Source organism: Pseudomonas sp. R3.Fl, from assembly GCF_023516765.1.
GTDB classification, from domain to species: domain Bacteria; phylum Pseudomonadota; class Gammaproteobacteria; order Pseudomonadales; family Pseudomonadaceae; genus Pseudomonas; species Pseudomonas citronellolis.
The window spans coordinates 1,929,948-1,949,900 of the sequence record NZ_JAMGSO010000001.1 but is presented as its reverse complement, the minus strand read 5'-3'; the positions used below and the strand labels follow the sequence as shown (position 1 = coordinate 1,949,900).

The following is a 19,953-nucleotide window of genomic DNA, read 5'->3' as shown; positions in this document are numbered from 1 at the left end:
TCAGCCTTTCGGCGTATTCCTGCGCCATTTCAAGCATGTTCAGATAGGCCCCATAAGGCAGATCCGGGATTTCGCTTTCAACAAGACTAAGGAGCATATCGATGCGTGTGATTCTGCTCGGGGCGCCCGGTGCCGGCAAAGGTACTCAGGCCCGCTTCATCACCGAGAAGTTCAGCATTCCGCAGATCTCCACCGGGGACATGCTGCGCGCAGCGGTCAAGGCCGGCACCGAGCTGGGCCTGCAGGCCAAGAGCGTGATGGATGCCGGCGGCCTGGTTTCGGATGACCTGATCATCAACCTGGTCAAGGAGCGCATCGCCCAGCCCGATTGCGCCAACGGCTTCCTGTTCGACGGTTTCCCGCGCACCATTCCCCAGGCCGAGGCCATGAAGGAAGCCGGCGTGAGCATCGACCACGTGGTCGAGATCGCCGTCGACGACGAAGAGATCGTCAGCCGCATGGCTGGCCGCCGCGTGCACCCGGCTTCCGGCCGCGTGTACCACGTCGAGCACAACCCGCCGAAAGTCGCCGGCAAGGACGACGTCACCGGCGAAGACCTGATCCAGCGTGACGACGACCGCGAAGAGACCGTGCGTCACCGCCTGTCGGTCTACCACACCCAGACCAAGCCGCTGGTCGACTTCTACCAGAAGCTGGCCGCCGTCGAAGGCACCCCGAAGTACAGCCGCGTCGAAGGCGTCGGCTCGGTGGACCAGATCACCGCCAAGGTCCTGGCCGCGCTCAGCTGAGTCGCCGCCCGACCTGCACCAGAGGCCCGCTTGCGGGCCTTTGGCGTTTATAATGCCCGCCCTTTTTCAGCTTGCCGGAAAACCCCGATGCCCACCCTGCTGGCCCTGGACACCTCCACCGAAGCCTGCTCCGTCGCCCTGCTGCACGACGGCCGGCGTTTCAGCCGCCACGAGGTGATCCCGCGGCTGCACGCCAAGCGCCTGCTGCCGATGGTGCAGGAGCTGCTCGACGAGGCCGGCATCGCCCTGGCCGCGGTGGACGCCATCGCCTTCGGCCGCGGCCCCGGCGCCTTCACCGGCGTGCGCATCGCCATCGGCGTGGTGCAGGGCCTGGCCTTCGCCCTGGACAAGCCGGTGCTGCCGATCTCCGACCTCGCCGTGCTGGCCCAGCGCGCCCACCGCGAGCACGGCGCCAGCCAGGTGGCGGCCGCCATCGACGCGCGCATGGACGAGGTCTACTGGGGTTGCTACCGCCTGGAGCAGGGCGAGATGCGCCTGGCCGGCGCCGAGGCGGTGCTGCCGCCGGAAAGCGTGGCGCTGCCGCGCGATGCCGAGGGCGACTGGTTCGGCGCCGGCACCGGCTGGGGCTACCGTGAGCGCCTGGCGGTGAAAGTGCGGGCCGAGGACGCCAGCCTGCTGCCCAACGCCGAAGACCTGCTGGACCTGGCGCTGTTTGCCTGGGAACGCGGCGATGCCGTGCCGGCGGACCAGGCGCAGCCGGTCTACCTGCGCGACAACGTGGCCACGCCCAAGGCCGGCTGACCGGCGATTGCCAAGCCCTGGAGCGCTCGCTAGAGTGAAATCCTTACCCGCTGAGCCCTGAACATGCGCATCGACGGCCTGTCCAGCTACTCCATCACGCCCGACTCCGGCAGCCGCCCCGGCACCGCGGTCACGCCTTATCGCGAGGTCATGCGCGAGGCCGAGGCGCGTCGCGAGCAGCCGGCCTCCGTGGCTGCCAGCCAGGGTCTGGAGCAGCAGGCGCAGACGCGCTACGTGGAGCCGGGCAACGCCGGCAGCGGCAGCCTGCCCATCGTCCTCAGCGACGTCCTGGCCTACCAGCGCCCGGTCAGCAACCGCGCCGCCCAGGCCCTGGCCAGCTACAGCAGCACCGCCAACCTGCCGCTGGGCGGCTACGACGCCCCGGAAGTGCTGGGCATCGACCTCTACGCCTGATGGGCCTGCCGTACTACCTGGGCTGCCCGTCGTGGAACGAGCCCGCCTGGCGTGGCAGTTTCTACCCCGCCGACCTGCGCCCGGCCAACACCCTGGGCTTCTACAGCCAGGTGTTCAACGCGGTGGAGGGCAACACCACCTTCTACGCCCGGCCCAGCGCCGACACGGCGCAGCGCTGGGCGCAGACCATGCCGGCGGACTTCCACTTCTGCGCCAAGCTGCCCCGCGACATCAGCCATGAAGGCGACCTGCGCGAGCAGTTCGGCGCCACTCGCGACTTCCTCGACCTGCTGGCGCCGCTGGGCAGCCGGGTGAGCCCGCTGTGGCTGCAGCTTTCCGCCGCTTTCGGCCCGCAGCGCCTGGGTGAGCTGGCCGCCTGGCTGGACGAGTTCGGCGCCCGGCGCATCGCCGTGGAAGTGCGCCATCCGGCGTTCTTCGAGAAAGGCGAGGAGGAGCGGCTGCTCAACCGTCTGCTCCACGAGCGCGGCGTGGAACGTATCTGCCTGGATTCGCGGGCCCTGTTCGCCTGCCAGTCCGACGACCCGGCGGTGCGCCATGCGCAGTCGAAGAAACCGAGGATTCCGGTGCGCCCGGCAGCCTTCAGCGACAGCCCGCAGGTGCGTTTCATCGGCGGGCCGGACCTGGACGCCAACCAGGCCTACCTGATGCCCTGGGTGGACAAGGTGGCCGGCTGGATCGAGGACGGCCTGACGCCCCACGTGTTCCTCCACACCCCGGACAACCACCGCGCCGCCGAGCAGGCGCAGCGTTTCCACACCCTGCTGGCCGAGCGTCTGCCGGGCCTGCCGGCGTTGCAACTGCCGCAGCCGGAAGTGGAGCAACTGGGCCTGCTCTGAGGCCACGGTTGCGCTAACCTGCAAGCTCCCATTCGCACGGAGAGCGCCCCCATGACCACCCAACGCGAACGCGGCCTGGCCTTCCAGGCCCTGCACCGCCGCGACGGCCTGTTCGTCCTGCCCAACCCCTGGGACGCCGGCTCGGCGAAAATGCTCGCTGGCCTGGGCTTCGAGGCCCTGGCCACCACCAGCGCCGGCCTGGCCTTCGCTCTCGGCCGCTGCGACGCCGAAGGCGAGGTGAGCCGCGAGGAAGCCCTGGCCAACGCCCGCGCCATCGTCGAGGCGACGCCGCTGCCGGTGGCCGCCGACCTGGAGAACGGCTACGGAGACGCGCCCGAGGACTGCGTGGCGACCATCCGCCTGGCCGCCAGCATCGGTCTGGTGGGCGGCTCCATCGAGGACGCGACCGGCCGCCCGGACGATCCCATCTACCCCTTCGAACTGGCGGTGGAACGCATGCGCGCGGCGGTGCAGGCCGCGCACTCCCTGGAATTCCCCTTCACCCTGGCGGCCCGCGCAGAGAACCTGCTGCACGGCCGCGATGACCTGGACGACACCATCCGCCGCCTGGTGGCCTTCGCCGAGGCTGGCGCCGACGTGCTCTACGCGCCGGGCCTGACCACCCGCGAGCAGATCGACGCAGTGGTGCGCGCGGTGGCGCCGCGGCCGGTGAACGTGCTGGTCGGCTCGCCGGCCCTGCAACTGTCGCTGAGCGACCTGGCCGAGTTGGGCGTGAAGCGCGTCAGCCTGGGTTCGTCGCTGGCGCGGGTGGCCTACGGCGCCTTCTTCCACGCCGCCAGCGAACTGGCCGGCGGGCGCCTGGAGGCGACCCAGGAAGGCATGCCCTTCGCCCGCCTCAACGCGCTGTTCCGGCGCTGAGCCGGGGCCTGCGGTAGAATCGGCGCTTTTGCACCGGATCGACCCGCATGAGCGCCAGCGCAGACACTCCCCGCATCATCGTCCAGGCCCTGGAGCCCCACTACCTTGAAGCCGCCGGACAATGGGCCCGGCGTCTGGGCCTGGAACTGGCGGAGGAGGGCGCGGCGGACTTCGCCCTGCAACTGGGCGAGCAGGGCCTGCAACTGCTGCAACTGGGCCCGGACTCGCCGGGCCCGGTGCGCGTGGACTTCCTCGAAGGCGCCGCCGCCCACCGCCGCCAGTTCGGCGGCGGCAGCGGACAGATGATCGCCAAGGCGGTGGGTGTGCAGCCGGGTGTGCGCCCGCAGGTGCTCGACGCTACCGCCGGCCTGGGCCGCGACGCCTTCGTCCTCGCCACCCTGGGCTGCGAGATGCAGCTGATCGAACGCCAACCTCTGATCGCCGCCCTGCTGGAAGACGGCCTGGCCCGCGCGGCGCACGACCTGGAAGTGGCGCCGATAGTGGCGCGGATGCAACTGCACCAGGGCAACGCCATCGACCTGATGGGCGCCTGGCAGGGTGAGGCGCCCCAGGTGATCTACCTCGACCCGATGTTCCCGCACCGCGACAAGAGCGCCCTGGTGAAAAAGGAAATGCGCCTGTTCCGCCCCCTGGTGGGCGACGACATGGACGCCCCGGCGCTGCTCCAGGCGGCTCTGGCCCTGGCCAGCCACCGCGTAGTGGTCAAGCGCCCGCGCAAGGCGCCGATCATCGAGGGCGCCAAGCCGAGCTACAGCCTGGAAGGGAAGTCGAGCCGGTATGACATCTATCCGTTGAAGTCCCTAAAGCCCTGAGCAGGGAGCTTTTCGTAGGAGCGAGGGGGGCGCCTAGCTCTTGCTCGCGAACGGTGCCAGCCGGTAGCAGCAGTGTTCGAGATGAACGCCGTCCCCTCTCCCCAGCCCTCTCCCTGAAGGGAGAGGGGGCTTGTCCGTGCCGAGAAAGGATTTGGTGTCAGCCGGCCACTCGCTGCAAGCCGGCTAACGCGGAAACATCAGCGCATGCCGAACGGTCCCCTCTCCCTTCAGGGAGAGGGTTAGGGAGAGGGAGCGGAGTCAAGCACTGACATCGAGGTCCCGGGTGAGCACCGTTCGCGAGCAAGCTCGCTCCTACAGGAGAAGCGCCCACGGCATAGGCCTCAAGGCCGATAAGCCCGCAAAAACAACTCCACCACCTCCTGCACATGCCTTTCGCTCTCCTCCACCGGCGGCAGCTCGACGCAGCCGATCAGCAGGCGGAAGTGCAGGCAGCCCTGCACCAGCATCAGGAAGTGCTCGGCGGCGTTGCGTGCGTCGCCCTCGCGCAGTTCGCCCTTGCGCTGGGCCTGGGCGATCAGCCGCTGCATCTGGTCCAGCACGCGTTGCGGGCCGGCGTCGAAGAACATCTGCGACAGCGCCGGGTTCTGCCCGCCCTGGGCGATCATCAGGCGGCTCAGGGCGATGGCCTCGGGGCTGTTGATCAGGCGGTTGAAGCCGCGCGCGATGTTCAGCAGCAGCTCCTGCGTCGGCGCGTCGGCCGGCGGTTCGTGGAACAGCTCCGGCACCTGCTCGGCGCACTTGGCCTGCACCGCCTCGCAGAACAGCGTCTCCTTGTCGGTGAAATGGCTGTACACGGTGAGCTTGGAAACCCCGGCCTCGGCGGCGATGGCTTCCATGCTGCTGCCGTCGTAGCCGTTGCGGACGAACAGCTCCTTGGCGGCTTCGAGGATCGCCTGGCGCTTGGCCGGGTCCTTGGGGCGGCCGGGGCCGGTGGGGAGGGTGGGCTGGGACATTTTTTTTACACTTCAAATACTGGACTGGTCGGTTTTGTATTCTTACTATACCGGCGAGTATAAGAATTCAACTGCGTTTTGCGAAAGGTCATACATCATGTTCCGCCATGCCTTGTCCGTCGCTGTCCCTCTCGCCTTCTCCCTGACCCTCGCCGCCTGCGGCAACGGCGAGCCGGCCAAGCCGGCGCTGCGCCCGGCCATGGTCGTGCAGCCGCAGCTGGCGCGTTCGGTCACCGAGGCCTACCCGGGCGAGGTGCGTGCCCGCCACGAGCCGGAGCTGGCGTTCCGCATCGGCGGCAAGGTGGCCAAGCGCCTGGTGGAGACCGGCGAGCGCGTGCGCCGCGACCAGCCGCTGGCCGAGCTCGACCCCGAGGACGTGCGCCTGCAGCTGGAGGCCAACCGCGCCCAGGTCGCCGCCGCCGAGGCCAACCTGCAGACCGTGCGTTCGGAATACCAGCGCTACAAGGTGCTGCTGGAACGCAAGCTGGTCAGCCAGTCGCAGTTCGACAACATCGAGAACACCTACCGCGCCGGCGAGGCGCGCATGAAGCAGGTGCGCGCCGAGTACGACGTGGCGCGCAACCAGGCCGACTACGCCGTGCTGCGCGCGCCGCAGGACGGGGTGATCTCGGCGCGGCGCGTCGAAGTGGGGCAGGTGGTGGCCGCCGGGCAGACGGTCTTCACCTTGGCCGCCGACGGCGACCGCGAAGTGCTGATCAGCTTCCCCGAACACGCCATCGAGCGCTTCCGCATCGGCGAGGGCGTCAGCGTCGAGCTGTGGTCGCAGCCGGACAAGCGCTTCAGCGGCCACATCCGCGAACTGTCGCCGGCCGCCGATCCGCAGTCGCGCACCTTCGCCGCGCGGGTGGCCTTCGACGATGCCAAGGTGCCGGCCGAGCTGGGCCAGAGCGCCCGGGTGTACATCCACAGCGAGGGCGCCGTGCCCCTGGCCGTGCCGCTGGCGGCGGTGAGCGCCGAGGGCGGCCAGCCGTTCGTCTGGGTGGTCGACCCGAAGGATGCCAGCCTGCACCGCCGGCCGGTGCGCATCGGGCCCTACACCGAGGACCGGGTGCCGGTGCTCGAAGGGCTGCAGCCCGACGACTGGGTGGTCGCCGCGGGCGTCCAGGTATTGCGCGAAGGCCAGCAGGTACGCCCGGTCGACCGCGAGAACCGCTCGGTCAAGCTGCTGGCGAAGGAGTGACGCAGGATGCGCTTCAACCTTTCCGCCTGGGCGTTGCAGAACCGGCCGATCGTGCTGTTCCTGATGCTGCTGCTGGGCATCGCCGGGGCGCTGTCCTACACCAAGCTCGGCCAGAGCGAGGACCCGCCCTTCACCTTCAAGGCCATGGTGGTCAAGACCAACTGGCCCGGCGCCACCGCCGAGGAAGTCTCGCGCCAGGTCACCGAGCGCATCGAGAAGAAGCTGATGGAGACCGGCGACTACGACCGCATCGTCTCCTTCTCGCGCCCGGGCGAGTCGCAGGTGACCTTCGTCGCCCGCGAGGACTTCAAGTCCAAAGACATCCCCGAGCTGTGGTACCAGATCCGCAAGAAGGTCAGCGACATCCGCTACACCCTGCCGCAGGGCATCCAGGGGCCGTTCTTCAACGATGAGTTCGGCACCACCTTTGGCAACATCTACGCGCTGTCCGGCAAGGGCTTCGACTACGCGGTGCTGAAAGACTACGCCGACCGCATCCAGCTGCAGCTGCAGCGCATCAAGGACGTCGGCAAGGTCGAGCTGGTCGGCCTGCAGGACGAGAAGATCTGGATCGACCTGTCGAACACCAAGCTGGCCACCCTCGGCCTGCCCCTGGCGGCGGTGCAGAAGGCCCTGGAGGAGCAGAACGCGGTGAGCGCCACCGGTTTCTTCGAGACCGCCAGCGACCGCGTGCAGCTGCGGGTTTCCGGGCGCTTCGATTCGGTGGAGGACATCCGCCAGTTCCCCATCCGCGTGGGCGACCGCACCTTCCGCATCGGCGACGTGGCCGAGGTGCACCGCGGCTTCAACGACCCGCCGGCGCCGCGCATGCGCTTCATGGGCGAGGACGCCATCGGCATCGCCGTGGCGATGAAGGACGGCGGCGACATCCTGGTGCTGGGCAAGGCGCTGGAAAACGAGTTCCACCGCCTGCAGCAGAACCTGCCGGCGGGCATGGAGCTGCGCAAGGTGTCCGACCAGCCGGCCGCCGTGCGTGAAGGTGTGGGCGAGTTCGTCCGGGTGCTGGCCGAGGCGCTGGTCATCGTGCTGCTGGTGAGCTTCTTCTCCCTGGGCCTGCGCACCGGCCTGGTGGTGGCGCTGTCGATCCCGCTGGTGCTGGCGATGACCTTCGTCTGCATGCGCTACTTCGACATCGGCCTGCACAAGATTTCCCTCGGCGCGCTGGTGCTGGCGCTGGGCTTGCTGGTGGACGACGCGATCATCGCCGTGGAGATGATGGCGGTGAAGATGGAGCAGGGCTACGACCGCCTCAAGGCGGCCAGCTTCGCCTGGACCAGCACCGCCTTCCCGATGCTCACCGGCACCCTGGTGACCGCCGCCGGCTTCCTGCCGATCGCCACCGCGCAGTCGGGCACCGGCGAATACACCCGCTCGCTGTTCCAGGTGGTGACCATCGCGCTGCTGGTGTCCTGGGTGGCCGCGGTGATGTTCGTGCCCTACCTGGGCGCCAAGCTGCTGCCGGATCTGGCCAAGCGCCATGCGGAAAAGCACGGCGGCAGCGACAAGGGCCACGACCCTTACTCGACGGGCTTCTACCAGCACTTCCGGCGCCTGGTGGAGTGGTGCGTGCGCCACAACAAGACGGTGATCGTCCTGACCCTGCTGGCCTTCGTCGGCTCCATCGCCGCCTTCCGCCTGATACCGCAGCAGTTCTTCCCGCCGTCGGTGCGCCTGGAGCTGCTGGTGGACCTGAAGCTGGCCGAGGGCGACTCGCTGGCTGCCACCACCGAGCAGGTCAAGCGCCTGGAGAAGCTGCTCGCCAGCCACCCCGGGATCGAGAACTACGTGGCCTATGTCGGCACCGGTTCGCCGCGCTTCTACCTGCCGCTGGACCAGCAACTGCCGGCGGCGAGCTTCGCCCAGTTCGTGGTGCTGGCCAAGGACCTGAAGGGCCGCGAGGAGGTGCGCCAGTGGCTGATCCAGCGCATGGCCGAGGACTTCCCCACGGTGCGCAGCCGCATCAGCCGCCTGGAGAACGGTCCGCCGGTGGGCTACCCGGTGCAGTTCCGGGTGTCCGGCGAGCACATTCCGGAAGTCCGCGCGCTGGCGCGCAAGGTCGCGGAGAAGATGCGCGAGAACCCCCACGTGGTGAACGTGCATCTGGACTGGGAGGAGCCGAGCAAGGTCATCCGCCTCAACCTCGACCAGGACCGCGCCCGCGCCCTGGGCGTGAGCACCCAGGACGTCTCGCAGTTCCTGCAGAGTTCGCTGACCGGCTCCACCGTCAGCTACTACCGCGAGGACAACGAGCTGATCGAGATCCTCCTGCGCGGCGACGCCCGCGAGCGCCAGGACCTGTCGCAGCTGCCGAGCCTGGCCATCCCCACCAACAACGGCCGCAGCGTGGCGCTGTCGCAGGTGGCGACCCTGGAGTACGGCTTCGAGGAAGGCATCATCTGGCGGCGCAACCGCCTGCCGACGGTGACCGTGCGCGCGGACATCTACGACGACTCGCTGCCGGCCACCCTGGTCAAGCAGATTTCCCCGACCCTCGATCCGATCCGCGCCGAGCTGCCTGACGGCTACCTGCTGGACGTGGGCGGCACGGTGGAGGATTCGGCCAAGGGGCAGAACTCGGTGAACGCCGGCATCCCGCTGTTCCTGGTGGTGGTGATGACCCTGCTGATGATCCAGCTGCGCAGCTTCTCGCGCATGGCCATGGTGTTCCTCACCGCGCCCCTGGGGCTGATCGGCGTGACCCTGTTCCTGCTGGTGTTCCACAAGCCCTTCGGCTTCGTCGCCATGCTCGGCACCATCGCCCTGGCCGGGATGATCATGCGCAACTCGGTGATCCTGGTGGACCAGATCGAGCAGGACATCGCTCACGGCCTGGACCGCTGGCACGCCATCATCGAGGCCACGGTGCGGCGCTTCCGCCCCATCGTGCTGACCGCGCTGGCGGCGGTGTTGGCGATGATCCCGCTGTCGCGCAGCGCGTTCTTCGGGCCCATGGCGGTGGCCATCATGGGTGGGCTGATCGTCGCCACGGCGCTGACCCTGCTGTTCCTGCCGGCGCTCTACGCGGCTTGGTTCAGGGTGAAGCAGGAGCCTGCGTAGGGCGTATGACCGTTCGCGGTCATACGCCGATTGACCTTGGCCCCAGGCTGCTTCGGTATCGACCTCGGAGCACCATGGCGAGGCGCTTCGGGCTCGGCCATGGTGTTGACTGTCGATCAAGGTGTAGCGGCGTATAACCGCGAACGGTTATACGCCCTACGAGCGGGGCGTTACGGCTCAGGGAATCGGTGCTCCCGAATCCCGTTCGCGCACCGCCTGGGCGAAGCCCACCTCTTCGCAATGCGCCTTGAAGCGTACGCCTTCCGGGCTGTGGCCGCGGGCATGCGGTCGTCTATGGCGTTGAGGCGCTCGGGGCGGTTGAGGGTGAGGGTGGCGACGCGTCCGTCGACGCGGTACAGCACGCAGGGTTCGCTCATGGCCTAATGCTGTTCACTTAAGAGAGGATGCCGTTTCTCTGGATGGGGGAAACGGCATTTTTCATATGGAAGGGGCTGTGGCTTCGCTTGCGAGTCCTGATTCCTCGCTCCGATCCTCACCCCTCGTCATTCCCGCGAACGCGGGAATCCAGAGACTTTTTGGGTTGGGCTCGGTGTAGCGCGCCGCACCGAGTGCTCGGATGTTTTTGGTTTCGCCCCCTCGGGCGAGTCCCTTTTGTCAAACGCCACAAAAGGAACCAAAAAGGCTTGCCCCGACATACTGGCCCGATGGAGCCGGGCTCCCCTCACGAACTCCCCCGCCACGGAGGCCCGCCCCGAGGGTACGTCCCTGTAGCCCGCGGGGCTCTCGCGACATCCATGTCGCATGACCTCCTGAGCGCCGGTTTCGCTCGGCCTTCTGAAGGGGCGCTCCGGTGCGCTCGGCTATTTCTCTGGAAGTCCAAAAGCGAACGCGCTTTTGCTTTTGCTCTTCGTAGGAGCGAGCTTGCTCGCGAACCCTGCAGCCACTGGGTTCCCGCGTTCGCGGGAATGACGAGGGGGAGATAGGCGTTTCAGGATGACTCCAAATTCCCCACCCACTCCGAACAGCCCCCTCTCCCTTTGGGAGAGGGTTGGGGTGAGGGAGCGGAGCCAGGCTGGAGCACCACCACCGATCGCTCAAGTGAACAGCATTACGCTCATGGCCGGGCTGCTCTTGTGGTAATCGGGGCTTGGCTTGCTGGATGAAATAAGTAAACTGAATTCACTTTTTCTATCCGGCCCCGCGAGTCCCGCCATGCCCGATCTTTCGGCTAAAGCCCTGAGAACCCGCGCCAGCCTGCTGGAGGCTGCGCGCACCGAGCTGCTGGAGTTCGGCGGCGGCCTGGAAGTGGGGCGGGTGGCCGAGCGCGCTGGCGTCTCGGTAGGGCTGATCTACCGCTACTTCGCCTCGCGCGCCGGGCTGCTGGCGGCGGTGGCCGAGGACTTCTACGACCGCTACCAGGCCCAGGTGATGGTCGCCGACCCATTGCCCCAGGCCCAGGACTGGAGCGAGCGCGAGGAGCAGCGGGTGCTGCGGGCGGTGGAGTTCGTCTACGCCGAACCGCTGGCGCCGCTGGTGCTGGTGAGCCTGGCGCGCGAGCCCGAGGTGGCGGCGCTGGAGGCCCGGCGCATCGCCGAGAACATCCGCCAGGGCGCCGACAACATCCGTCGCGGCCAGGCCGCAGGGCAGCTCAACGCGCAACTGGACGCGCAACTGGTCGCGGCGATGATCCTCGGCGGCCTGCACCAGGCCCTGCTGGAAGCCCTGGCGCGCCAACCTCGGCCGCCAGCCGCGCAGCTGGCGCGGCAGCTCTGGCATTTCATCCGCGGCGCGCTGGCGCCCCTGTCGAACTGAGCAGAAGGAGAGCCCCATGCGGCACGCAACCCAGGTGGCGCTGTTGAGCAAGGTCCTGGCCCTGGCCGAGCGGGGCCTTTCCGATGGCGCAGAACAGCCGTCGTCGCTGCCGGTGTCCGCTTACCTGGACGAGGCGCGCTACCGCCGCGAGTGTGACGAGGTGCTGCTGCGCGAGCCGGTGCTGGTGGCGCGTTCCAGCGAGATCGCCAAGGGCGCATTCCTCACCCGCGAGCTGATGGTGCCGCTGCTGCTGACCCGCGACGAACAGGGCCGGCTGCGGGCCTTCCTGAACGTCTGCAAGCACCGCGGCACGCAACTGGTAGGCGAGGCGGCAGGGCCCAACCGCGTGTTCGTCTGCCCCTACCACGCCTGGGCCTACAACCCGGACGGACAACTGCGCGGCATTCCCCACGGCTACGGTTTCGAAGGCATCGACCGGGCCTGCCTGAACCTCACCGAGCTGCCGGTGGCCGAACGCTTCGGCGCGGTCTGGGCGCGGCTGTCGCCGGGGCCGGCGCTGGACCTGGACGGCTTCTTCGGCGAGACGATCTGCGCCGACTTCGACAGCTTCGCCATCGACCACCACGTCCTCTTCGACCCGCGCGACATCCGCCGCCCGGTGAACTGGAAGCTGACGGTGGACACCTTCCTGGAGAACTACCACGTGGCCAAGGCCCACCAGGCCACCATCGACCACCTGTTCTGGCCTAACCTGGGCAGCTTCGAGCGCTTCGGCCGGCACATCCGCAACTACTACGTGAAGCGCAACCTGCGCGAGCTGCAAGGGCAACCGCAAGCGCAATGGGACCTGCGCCGCCACGGCAACCTGCTGTATTTCCTCTGGCCGAATACCCTGGTGCTGGTGGAGCCGGACCACATCGACTTCTCCAGTGTGTTCCCCGACGGCCCGCTGGCGACGCGGGTACTTAGCCACACGCTGCTGCCCGAACAACCGCAGACGGAGAGGGCCCTGCGATATTTCGAGAAGAACAACGAAATCCTCTACGCCGCCCTGGAAGAAGACTTCGCCATGGCCACGCGGGTGCAGAACGGCATCCGCGCCGGCGCCAGCGAACGCCTGTGGCACGGCACCTACGAAGTGGCGCTGCAGTGGTTCCACCAGAACCTGGACAACGCCCTGAGCCACCCCGCCGGTACCGCTCTGGACCCGTAGAGCTGTGGCGTCTCACGCCAACGGCGGATAACCGCGAACGGTTATACGCCCTACGGTCCGGGAGCACCCTGTAGGAGCGAGCTTGCTCGCGAACCCGCCAGTCACTGGGTTATTCCCCTTCGGGCCAGCGCAAGCGCTGTTCGCGATGGAGCCGCGTCCCGCGTTCGCGGGAATGACGAGGGGAAGTGAGGAGTTTCAGGATGACTCTAGATTCACCGTTTGCTCAGGACAGCTCCCTCTCCCTTCAGGGAGAGGGTTGGGGAGAGGGTGCTCTTGAACCCCATACCGCAGCCACCGAGAAACACCCTTCGCGAGCAAGCTCGCTCCTACGAGTTCCGCGTGCCTCAGAGCGCCCCAAAAACCTTCTTCGCCAAACTGGTAGCCGCCCCCGCCGGATTCTCCCGAATCCCCTTCTCCTGCTGGGCGATCACCTTGAACAGCCCATCCAACGCCTGCTCGGTAACGTAGCCCTCGACGTTCGCATCCTTGGCATCGACCACGCCAAAGGCCGCGGCCTGGCTGGCGAAGGCGTTGTACTGCTTGGCCAGGCCGACCTTGTCGGTGGCCTGCTTGACGATCGGCAGGAAGCGCTGGCGCAGCTGATCGCGGCTGCTGCGTTCCAGGTACTGGGTGGCGGAATCGTCGCCGCCGGCGAGGATGCCCTTGGCGTCCTGCACGGTCATCTTCTTCACCGCATCCACCAGCAGCGCCTGGGCCTGCGGCACGGCGGCCTCGGCGGCCTGGTTCATGCTGGCTTCCAACTGGTCGACCTGGGCGCCCATGCCGAACTGCTTCATCACCTTGGCGGCCTTGCCCAGCTTGCCCGGCAGCTCGATGCGCACGGCCGGATCGTTAGTGAAGCCGCCGGGCTTGCCCAACTGCTTGACTGCGATCTGCGCGCCTTGGCTCAAGGCATCCTTGAGGCCGCCGCTGGCGTCGGTCTGGCTGAGGTTGGCGAGGGACAGGGCGAAGGCATTGGCGGACAGCAGGGCGCCGGCCAGCAGGGCGGTGAAACGCAGCATCGGGATTCCTTGTGGGGCAGGGCGGAACCTTCGCCGAGCGTCTCGGCGAAGGAAGAAGAGGCAAGCTTAGCGAGGCTGGGCCGGCAACGGAACCTGGCCGGAAGAGGAGGGATCAGCGCACTATATCGACGCGAAACTACGCTGATACTGATATCCGGCTTTAAGCTCAGCGAGCACGACGGCTACTGCTGTGCGGGGCAGAATAACAAAAACATACCGCCCCCTAGCCCAATCTCGCCTTGCAGAAGTGTACCCTTTACCCGCGACAGAGTCGCTTGCTCAACCGCTCCACCATCTCCATAACCAACTGACGGTCGCTCTCCTCCAGGGTATTCAGCAATCCGCTGATCCGCGAGGCCTGGTCATCCGGGCGCAAGCTGGCCTCGCTCAGCAGTTCCATCGCGTTGCAATTGAAGATCGTCGCGAACTCGAACAGCCGAGCAATATTGGGCATGACAATTCCGCGCTCGATGCGGGATACCGCCTCATTCCCCACACCCAGGACTTCCGCCACTTCATCCTGCGTCATCCCACAGCGCATGCGCTGCTTGGCAATCGCCCGCCCTACCGCTTCAGCCAGTGCTTTCTGATCCGTACCAACCATGATGCCTCTCCCATTCAACCTGAATGGTTGGGCACCACCTCATTGACATGAAGAACACCACAGGTCGAAAATCACCTCAAAAGGTTGATTTTCGACTTTATTGGTGATCTTTCTTCACTCGATACAGGGATCGTCCCCATGCACAAGCAACTGCTTCTGGCTTCTCTCCTCGGCTGGCTGGCCACCAACACAGTTTTTGCCGGCACCTCCGAATGGACTTCCAGCTATACCCAAGGCGTCGAAGAACACCTGGTCGACGACGGCCACGGCAACCAGTTGAACATCACCTGCCCGGACGATGACGAAAGCCCCGTCTCCGCCTACGCCACCCTCGCCGGCAAGCGCTACTCCTCCGAAAAGGATGGCTTCGACGTCATCGTCGACGGCACCACCTTCAGCAATCCCTTCTACACCGACTGCGAAGCCTGCAGCTCCAGCTTCCCGGGCTTCTGGGCCGCGCTGCGCAAGGCCAACACCCTGCAGCTCAGCGCCGGTGGCCGGACGGTGACGCTTCCGACCCAGAACCTTCCCCAGGTTCTCCAGCCCCTGACCAGCAAGAAAAACCTCTGCCGCTCCGCCTGGTAGTCCGAAGCTCTTTCACAGGAATCCTTTCGATGAAGAAGTACCTCTCCCTGCTCCTGATCGTCGCCGCGCTGACCGGTTGCGACTCCAAGCCCCCTATCACCGTTGAACTGGGACAGAACGAAATGTGGGGCAGCCCCCAGCTCCAAATCACCTCCAAGAAGAACGAGGTCACCATCAACAGCGTGGAAGTGAACCGAGGGAACTGTAAGCGCTACGTCTGGGAAGACCTGCCGCACAAGATGGCCTTCGGCGAAGTGCTGAAAGTCGATTCCCGCTACTGCCAGAAGGTCGTCGAGGTTTCCATTTCCACCAGCGAGGGCGACTACGACTTCAGCTTCGACCGCTAATCCCTAGCGTCTCTTAACCCCCATTCGGAATACCCAACTCCGCCCACGGCCATCGCTTGGCCGTGGGCGGAGCGGGGACCTCTTTGTTTTTTGAAAACCCAGGAGCTGCCCGTCGAGACACATCCCAGAAGAGAAAAGAACCACAGCAACACACACTCAAGGACCTGAACCCATGACCCCGATGTATCGCAAAACCCTACTCGCTCTGGCGATTTCCACCAGTGCCCTGCCCCTCGCTGCACACGCCCTGACGTTGACCAACAGCGGCCTGGATAGCGAAGGCAACACCTACACCGACAGCACCGAAGTCACCGGCGCCTTCACGGGCAGCGACCAGCCTCTTCGTTTCTACAGCGACACTTTCAACCATGACCTGGTGCTCAACGCCCAAGTGCAGGCCACGGGCGATGACCTCAACGGCGTCGACCTGTCCTACGCCGGAGACGATGACACTCCCTCGCCCATCGGCGCGCCGACCGAGGTGTTCGGCAACCTGCAGAACAAAGGCAGCATCACGGTGAACGGCGCGGGCGTCACCGGCCTGCTCATCGATCCGGCCATCATCCACGGCAACCTGGTCAATGAAGGCACCCTGCAGGTGGCCGGCGGTGTGCTCGAGGGCGATGGCATTCGCGGCCTCAAGTTCGCCGGCCAGTCGGTGTTGCAGGGCGACCTGATCAACGCCGCCAGCGGCAAGATCCTCGCCGATGGCGACGAGGCCACCGGCATCCAGCTCAAGGGCGGCACCATCGGCGGCAAGCTGATCAACAACGGCCTGATCCAGGTCAGCGGTGCCGGCTCGACGGCGGTCCTCGCCACCTATGACGATGACATGGGTGGCCCGGATCAGGTGGACCTCGGCGGGATCGAGAACCACGGCAGCATCGTGGCCAGCGGTGACGATGCAACCGCGTTGCGTCTCGACGGTGTGAGCTTTGCCAGCGCGCCGGTGCAGGTGCTTAACACCGGCACCCTCCAGGCTGACGATGCCGCCATCGAGGTCGGTGCCTTCGACATCGACGGCGCGAATGCCAGCAATACCCTGGTCATCCAGAACAGCGGCAACCTGATTGCCAAGGACGAAGCCATCGATGCCTCCCAGGCCAGTGGCGGCGTACACCTGGTGTGGAATGCCGGCAGCATCACTGGCAACCTGATCGACCTATCCAACATCGAAGTGAACGGCGACGTGACCTTCAATGGCACCGACGCCAGTACCGATGGCGCGAACATCCGCCTGAAGGACGCCGGTTGGCTGGATGTCGGCAGCGATGCGGGCAACACGCCGGCGCACCTGGAATTCGGTCAGCCGCACACCACGATCCAGGGCAACCTGGACGTGGCCGGCAACTCCTCGCTGGGGCTCAACCTGAGTTCGGCGACCGATCCGAGCAAAGCCGTGGTCGCGGTCTCCGGTACCGCGGAGTTTGCCAAGGGTTCGCAGATCCAGCTGGCGGCCCAAGGCAACGACTTCAAGGCCCAGGGTACGACCTACACCCTGATCCAGGCCGGTACCCTGCAGGATGATGGGGTGAGCGTGACCAGCCGCTCGGCGCTGCTGAACGTCGACACCGTCAGCAGCGGCGACAACCAAATCCTGGCCAAGGTCAGCTCCAAGGGCCAGGACGAGGTGGGCGACGTGATCGGCCAGATCGGTGGCTCGGCCAACGCCCAACATGCGGGCGCGGCCTTCAGCCAAGTGGTGGCCGGGCTGGCACAGAGCAATCCCGACGATCCAGTGTTCCAGGCCTATGTGAATGCCTCGCAGGATCCAGCAGCACTGAAGCAACTGGCTGAGCAGCTCGCTCCCGAGGTGAACGGTGGCGCAACCCAAGCGGCCACCAGTGGGCAAACGCTGATGAGCAACGTCACCGGCAATCGCACCAGCAGCCTACGCGGTGCATCCTCGGGCGATGTGCTGCAGAACACCGGTATCTGGGCCCAGGCGTTGTACAGCGATGCCAACCAGGATCTGCGCGATGGCGTGGCCGGCTTCAATGCCTACAGCCGCGGCATTGCCCTCGGCGCCGATGGCCAGCTCACCGACCAGTTGACCCTGGGCGTGGCCTACAGCTTCCTGCATACCAGCGTGAACAGCGACAGCGGGAATACCACCGATGTGGATGGCAACGCGCTGACCCTGTACAGCGGTTTCGAACAGGGTAACTACTTCGTCGACGCCAACCTGAGCTATGGCCTCAACGACAACGAGAGCAAGCGTCGCATCGCCAGCACCACGGCCAAGGGCGATTACGACAGCCAGGTGCTAGGTGCCAATGTGGTCGGTGGCTACACCTATCACCTGAATGATCGGTTCCTGGTCGAGCCGCGCCTGGCCGCACGCTATGCGCGTGTCGATATTGATGGCTACCACGAGAAAGGGTCGTCGGCAGCGCTCAAGGTGGATAGCCAACGCTACGAAGTGGCGGAGCTCGGTGCCGGTGTGCGCGTGGCGGGCGACTTCCAGGTCGGTAACGGCAACCTGCAGCCGCAGGCCAAGCTGATGGCCTACCATGACTTCGCCGCGGACGAAGCCCAGAGCACCTCGACCTTTGTGCTGGGTAGCACGCCCTTCGTGAGCCAAGGAGCCAAGGCCGTGCGTAACAGCTACGAAGCGGGTGTGGGTGCGGACTACCACCTGGGCGCGGTCACGGTTGGTGTCAGCTACGACTACACCGGCAAGACCGACTTCAACGCCGACACCTTCACCGCCAAGGTCCGTTACGACTTCTGATGAAGCACTCCCTTTCCGGCCCACCTCTGTGGGCCGGCTTTCTTCGAGCCCTTCGAGTCCTCACGGCGCTGCTGCTCGGCGCCCTCCTCACCGGCTGCCAGTCGCCTCGCGAGGCACTGCAGCAGTTGGCGGATGAGCATGGGCGGCAACTGGAGATACTTCCGGGACAGCCGTTCCCACTCGCCATGCTGGCACCGCAGGGCACAGCGACAACCACCCGCCTGCGTGTTTACCTGGAGGGCGATGGCCATGCCTGGGCGACGGCGACACAGCCCAGCCTGGATCCGAGCCCACACAGCCTGTTGGTGGCACGGCTAGCAATAGATGATCCGAAGCCGAATGCCTACCTGGCACGGCCCTGCCAGTTCGTGATGGCGCCGGCCTGCGAACCCTCGCTCTGGACCAATCGGCGGTTTTCCCAGGAAGTCGTTACCAGCCTCAGCCAGGCTCTGGACCAACTGAAGCAGCGCTATGGCAATCGAGAGTTTGAGCTGGTGGGGTATTCAGGAGGGGGGCACTGGCACTGCTGCTGGCGGCTCAGCGGAATGACGTTGCTCAGGTCCAGACTCTAGCGGGCAACCTCAGCCCACGGCTTTGGGCACAAATGAAAGGGCTCTCGCCTCTCAGCGCCTCGCTGGATCCGTTGGACTATCGCGATCGGCTAGACTCGATACCGCAGCGACATCTCATAGGGGGCAGCGATGAGCTTATCCCAACCACGCTCGGCAAGGAGTACCTTGCACGACTTCGGCCTTCTACGTGCAGTCAGCTTGTAATCTTCCCAACTGCGAATCATGCACAAGGCTGGGAAGTCTCATGGAGACAATGGAGGGTTAGAACGCCTAGCTGCAAAAGCCAATCGTCACCGACACATGGCAAAGATGGTCTTTCCAACAGCTGTCGCTGAGCGGTCATTTCGATCTCTGCCGACCATGGTCGGTAGAGATAAGGGGGACGATTACACCGCGCTTAGTAGCCCCGATGAATACGGCCAATGCGCAACGCCCTAGCGCCAGCAGGCTTCACCCGCAACGACTGCCCCTCTTCGGTCAGGTAGTGGCAGGCGTGGATGACGTTTTGTCTCCCGACGACATCGTCGCGCTTGATCATCCCTACCCCACGCCGCTCCTTGTACCGTGCCTTGTCATGGTTGCAGCTGTGGAAGTAACCCCAGCCACCCGTGATCCTCTCCCAAAGCTCACCGATGGCTTCAGCCTTGGCGATGTCCTTGAATACCTCCCGGCCATCGAAGAAGAACGCCGCATGGAGGTGGTAACCCATGTCCTCCCCCTGCTCCACGGCGCAGATGTAGCCCGTCTCGTGCTGGAAAACCGGATCGTATTCCCGAGCCCGGATCAGCCTGTCCAGATCCTCGAAGACGTCCTCCACCGTCAGGCGAGCCCGTGCCGCCTCCCGGTAGTACAGGTCCACTCTCACCACGAGAGTACGTGAACGGCTACCCAGTACCCGCTCTACGTAGTCGGTGACCGTTTGCCGGTTCTGCTTCTCGCGATAGGTGCGGTCATGCTTGCCACGTTGAAACTGTTTGCTCCGGACCTGCACCCTGATTTGTTCCACGAGCCAGTTCAGGGTTTCAGCTTCCGAGAGGTAGCGATCCTCGCTCGCGCTCAGGCACGTCATACCTGCCATGCCGAATTCCAGCCCAATGTCGTGGCAAGCTTCCCGAAAAGCAATCAGGTGTTCATTCAGCGCGTATGCATCGTCATTTACCAAGTAATACATCTGCCGAATAGGATCGAAGTACCGAGAGAGCCTGGTCCTTTCGATGACTTCATCGCCTTGTGCGTCATAGCTGATTCTAAATGCCGGACCGTCGTGACGGATCACGGCATGCACGAGTCGCTCGATCTGGATAGCTATATCGGATTGGGAGAGGTGTTTCGCTGCTTGATTGCTCATGGTGTGTACCTGGTTGGTTTAAGTCATACCAAGTACGGTGTGGGTAT

General features: G+C 65.7%; 17 protein-coding genes and 1 pseudogene. 14 read left to right on the top strand and 4 right to left on the bottom strand.

The genetic code is table 11. From position 1 onward, the window contains the following. Positions 1 to 101: 101 nt before the first annotated feature. The 6 genes from adk to M8R19_RS08260 all read left to right on the top strand — a co-directional run bounded on the left by adk (position 102) and on the right by M8R19_RS08260 (position 4,494). Entirely contained in the window at positions 102 to 749 is a 648-nt protein-coding gene (adk, locus tag M8R19_RS08285; protein WP_043271261.1) for an adenylate kinase, read from the top strand. Between the two features lie 87 nt (positions 750 to 836). Continuing rightward, positions 837 to 1,511, top strand: coding sequence for a tRNA (adenosine(37)-N6)-threonylcarbamoyltransferase complex dimerization subunit type 1 TsaB (tsaB, locus tag M8R19_RS08280; protein WP_249917541.1), 675 nt, complete (start codon positions 837 to 839; stop codon positions 1,509 to 1,511). Between the two features lie 63 nt (positions 1,512 to 1,574). Beyond that, positions 1,575 to 1,925: a hypothetical protein gene (locus M8R19_RS08275; protein ID WP_009616550.1), complete on the top strand. Its 351-nt coding sequence runs from the start codon at positions 1,575 to 1,577 to the stop codon at positions 1,923 to 1,925. After that, positions 1,922 to 2,782: a DUF72 domain-containing protein gene (locus M8R19_RS08270; protein ID WP_249920148.1), complete on the top strand. Its 861-nt coding sequence runs from the start codon at positions 1,922 to 1,924 to the stop codon at positions 2,780 to 2,782. Before M8R19_RS08275 ends, M8R19_RS08270 begins: the two co-directional genes overlap by 4 nt. A 51-nt stretch (positions 2,783 to 2,833) precedes the next feature. Continuing rightward, positions 2,834 to 3,661, top strand: coding sequence for an isocitrate lyase/PEP mutase family protein (locus tag M8R19_RS08265; protein ID WP_249917540.1), 828 nt, complete (start codon positions 2,834 to 2,836; stop codon positions 3,659 to 3,661). A gap of 47 nt (positions 3,662 to 3,708) precedes the next feature. Next, the gene (locus M8R19_RS08260) at positions 3,709 to 4,494 is read left to right on the top strand and encodes a class I SAM-dependent methyltransferase (RefSeq protein WP_249917539.1); all 786 of its coding nucleotides are present in this window, start codon (positions 3,709 to 3,711) and stop codon (positions 4,492 to 4,494) included. A gap of 341 nt (positions 4,495 to 4,835) precedes the next feature. Here M8R19_RS08260 and M8R19_RS08255 read toward each other — a convergent pair whose 3' ends face one another. Continuing rightward, positions 4,836 to 5,468, bottom strand: a complete 633-nt coding sequence (locus M8R19_RS08255; protein WP_249917538.1) for a TetR/AcrR family transcriptional regulator — start codon at positions 5,466 to 5,468, stop codon at positions 4,836 to 4,838. A gap of 97 nt (positions 5,469 to 5,565) precedes the next feature. On the opposite strand from M8R19_RS08255, the gene M8R19_RS08250 reads away from it, so the two are divergent. The 4 genes from M8R19_RS08250 to M8R19_RS08235 all read left to right on the top strand — a co-directional run bounded on the left by M8R19_RS08250 (position 5,566) and on the right by M8R19_RS08235 (position 12,694). Next, the gene (locus M8R19_RS08250) at positions 5,566 to 6,669 is read left to right on the top strand and encodes an efflux RND transporter periplasmic adaptor subunit (protein ID WP_009616555.1); all 1,104 of its coding nucleotides are present in this window, start codon (positions 5,566 to 5,568) and stop codon (positions 6,667 to 6,669) included. 6 nt (positions 6,670 to 6,675) lie between these two features. Next, entirely contained in the window at positions 6,676 to 9,747 is a 3,072-nt protein-coding gene (locus M8R19_RS08245; RefSeq protein WP_249917537.1) for an efflux RND transporter permease subunit, read from the top strand. Between the two features lie 1,173 nt (positions 9,748 to 10,920). Then, positions 10,921 to 11,520 carry a TetR/AcrR family transcriptional regulator gene (locus M8R19_RS08240; protein ID WP_249917536.1) on the top strand — a complete coding sequence of 200 codons (600 nt, stop codon included), beginning with the start codon at positions 10,921 to 10,923 and terminating at the stop codon, positions 11,518 to 11,520. A gap of 16 nt (positions 11,521 to 11,536) precedes the next feature. Then, positions 11,537 to 12,694 carry an aromatic ring-hydroxylating oxygenase subunit alpha gene (locus tag M8R19_RS08235; protein ID WP_249917535.1) on the top strand — a complete coding sequence of 386 codons (1,158 nt, stop codon included), beginning with the start codon at positions 11,537 to 11,539 and terminating at the stop codon, positions 12,692 to 12,694. Between the two features lie 344 nt (positions 12,695 to 13,038). Here the strand turns inward: M8R19_RS08235 and M8R19_RS08230 are convergent, their stop codons facing one another. Both M8R19_RS08230 and M8R19_RS08225 read right to left on the bottom strand, forming a co-directional pair. After that, positions 13,039 to 13,716 (bottom strand): DUF4197 domain-containing protein, encoded by a 678-nt coding sequence (locus tag M8R19_RS08230; protein ID WP_249917534.1) that lies wholly within the window; start codon positions 13,714 to 13,716, stop codon positions 13,039 to 13,041. Between the two features lie 256 nt (positions 13,717 to 13,972). Next, on the bottom strand, positions 13,973 to 14,320 hold the full coding sequence (locus tag M8R19_RS08225; protein ID WP_249917533.1) for a helix-turn-helix domain-containing protein: 348 nt from the start codon (positions 14,318 to 14,320) through the stop codon (positions 13,973 to 13,975). A gap of 138 nt (positions 14,321 to 14,458) precedes the next feature. Between M8R19_RS08225 and M8R19_RS08220 the strand changes: the two genes are divergently transcribed. From M8R19_RS08220 to M8R19_RS08205, 4 genes and pseudogenes are all read left to right on the top strand, one after another. Beyond that, positions 14,459 to 14,905, top strand: coding sequence for a YfjT/YkfB family phage-associated protein (locus M8R19_RS08220; RefSeq protein WP_249917532.1), 447 nt, complete (start codon positions 14,459 to 14,461; stop codon positions 14,903 to 14,905). 29 nt (positions 14,906 to 14,934) lie between these two features. After that, positions 14,935 to 15,252 carry a lipoprotein gene (locus M8R19_RS08215; RefSeq protein ID WP_249917531.1) on the top strand — a complete coding sequence of 106 codons (318 nt, stop codon included), beginning with the start codon at positions 14,935 to 14,937 and terminating at the stop codon, positions 15,250 to 15,252. A 172-nt stretch (positions 15,253 to 15,424) separates the two neighbouring features. Beyond that, positions 15,425 to 17,986, top strand: coding sequence for an autotransporter family protein (locus tag M8R19_RS08210; RefSeq protein ID WP_249917530.1), 2,562 nt, complete (start codon positions 15,425 to 15,427; stop codon positions 17,984 to 17,986). Further along, positions 17,986 to 18,893: pseudogene (locus tag M8R19_RS08205) on the top strand (alpha/beta hydrolase). The gene M8R19_RS08210 and the pseudogene M8R19_RS08205 overlap by 1 nt, the downstream one beginning before the upstream one ends. A gap of 62 nt (positions 18,894 to 18,955) precedes the next feature. On the opposite strand, the gene M8R19_RS08200 reads toward M8R19_RS08205, so the two are convergent. Further along, a complete protein-coding gene (locus M8R19_RS08200) occupies positions 18,956 to 19,906 on the bottom strand; it encodes a YagK/YfjJ domain-containing protein (protein WP_249917529.1) in 951 nt (316 codons plus the stop codon). Between the last annotated feature and the right edge of the window lie 47 nt (positions 19,907 to 19,953).

Excerpts from the sequence above, each read along its gene's own strand:
- tsaB (WP_249917541.1), top strand. The coding sequence starts at position 837 with ATGCCCACCCTGCTGGCCCTGGACACCTCCACCGAAGCCTGCTCCGTC.
- M8R19_RS08235 (WP_249917535.1), top strand. The coding sequence starts at position 11,537 with ATGCGGCACGCAACCCAGGTGGCGCTGTTGAGCAAGGTCCTGGCCCTG.
- adk (WP_043271261.1), top strand. The coding sequence starts at position 102 with ATGCGTGTGATTCTGCTCGGGGCGCCCGGTGCCGGCAAAGGTACTCAG.
- M8R19_RS08230 (WP_249917534.1), bottom strand. The coding sequence starts at position 13,716 with ATGCTGCGTTTCACCGCCCTGCTGGCCGGCGCCCTGCTGTCCGCCAAT.
- M8R19_RS08255 (WP_249917538.1), bottom strand. The coding sequence starts at position 5,468 with ATGTCCCAGCCCACCCTCCCCACCGGCCCCGGCCGCCCCAAGGACCCG.
- M8R19_RS08245 (WP_249917537.1), top strand. The coding sequence starts at position 6,676 with ATGCGCTTCAACCTTTCCGCCTGGGCGTTGCAGAACCGGCCGATCGTG.
- M8R19_RS08250 (WP_009616555.1), top strand. The coding sequence starts at position 5,566 with ATGTTCCGCCATGCCTTGTCCGTCGCTGTCCCTCTCGCCTTCTCCCTG.
- M8R19_RS08260 (WP_249917539.1), top strand. The coding sequence starts at position 3,709 with ATGAGCGCCAGCGCAGACACTCCCCGCATCATCGTCCAGGCCCTGGAG.
- M8R19_RS08265 (WP_249917540.1), top strand. The coding sequence starts at position 2,834 with ATGACCACCCAACGCGAACGCGGCCTGGCCTTCCAGGCCCTGCACCGC.
- M8R19_RS08275 (WP_009616550.1), top strand. The coding sequence starts at position 1,575 with ATGCGCATCGACGGCCTGTCCAGCTACTCCATCACGCCCGACTCCGGC.
- M8R19_RS08220 (WP_249917532.1), top strand. The coding sequence starts at position 14,459 with ATGCACAAGCAACTGCTTCTGGCTTCTCTCCTCGGCTGGCTGGCCACC.
- M8R19_RS08215 (WP_249917531.1), top strand. The coding sequence starts at position 14,935 with ATGAAGAAGTACCTCTCCCTGCTCCTGATCGTCGCCGCGCTGACCGGT.
- M8R19_RS08210 (WP_249917530.1), top strand. The coding sequence starts at position 15,425 with ATGACCCCGATGTATCGCAAAACCCTACTCGCTCTGGCGATTTCCACC.
- M8R19_RS08200 (WP_249917529.1), bottom strand. The coding sequence starts at position 19,906 with ATGAGCAATCAAGCAGCGAAACACCTCTCCCAATCCGATATAGCTATC.
- M8R19_RS08240 (WP_249917536.1), top strand. The coding sequence starts at position 10,921 with ATGCCCGATCTTTCGGCTAAAGCCCTGAGAACCCGCGCCAGCCTGCTG.
- M8R19_RS08225 (WP_249917533.1), bottom strand. The coding sequence starts at position 14,320 with ATGGTTGGTACGGATCAGAAAGCACTGGCTGAAGCGGTAGGGCGGGCG.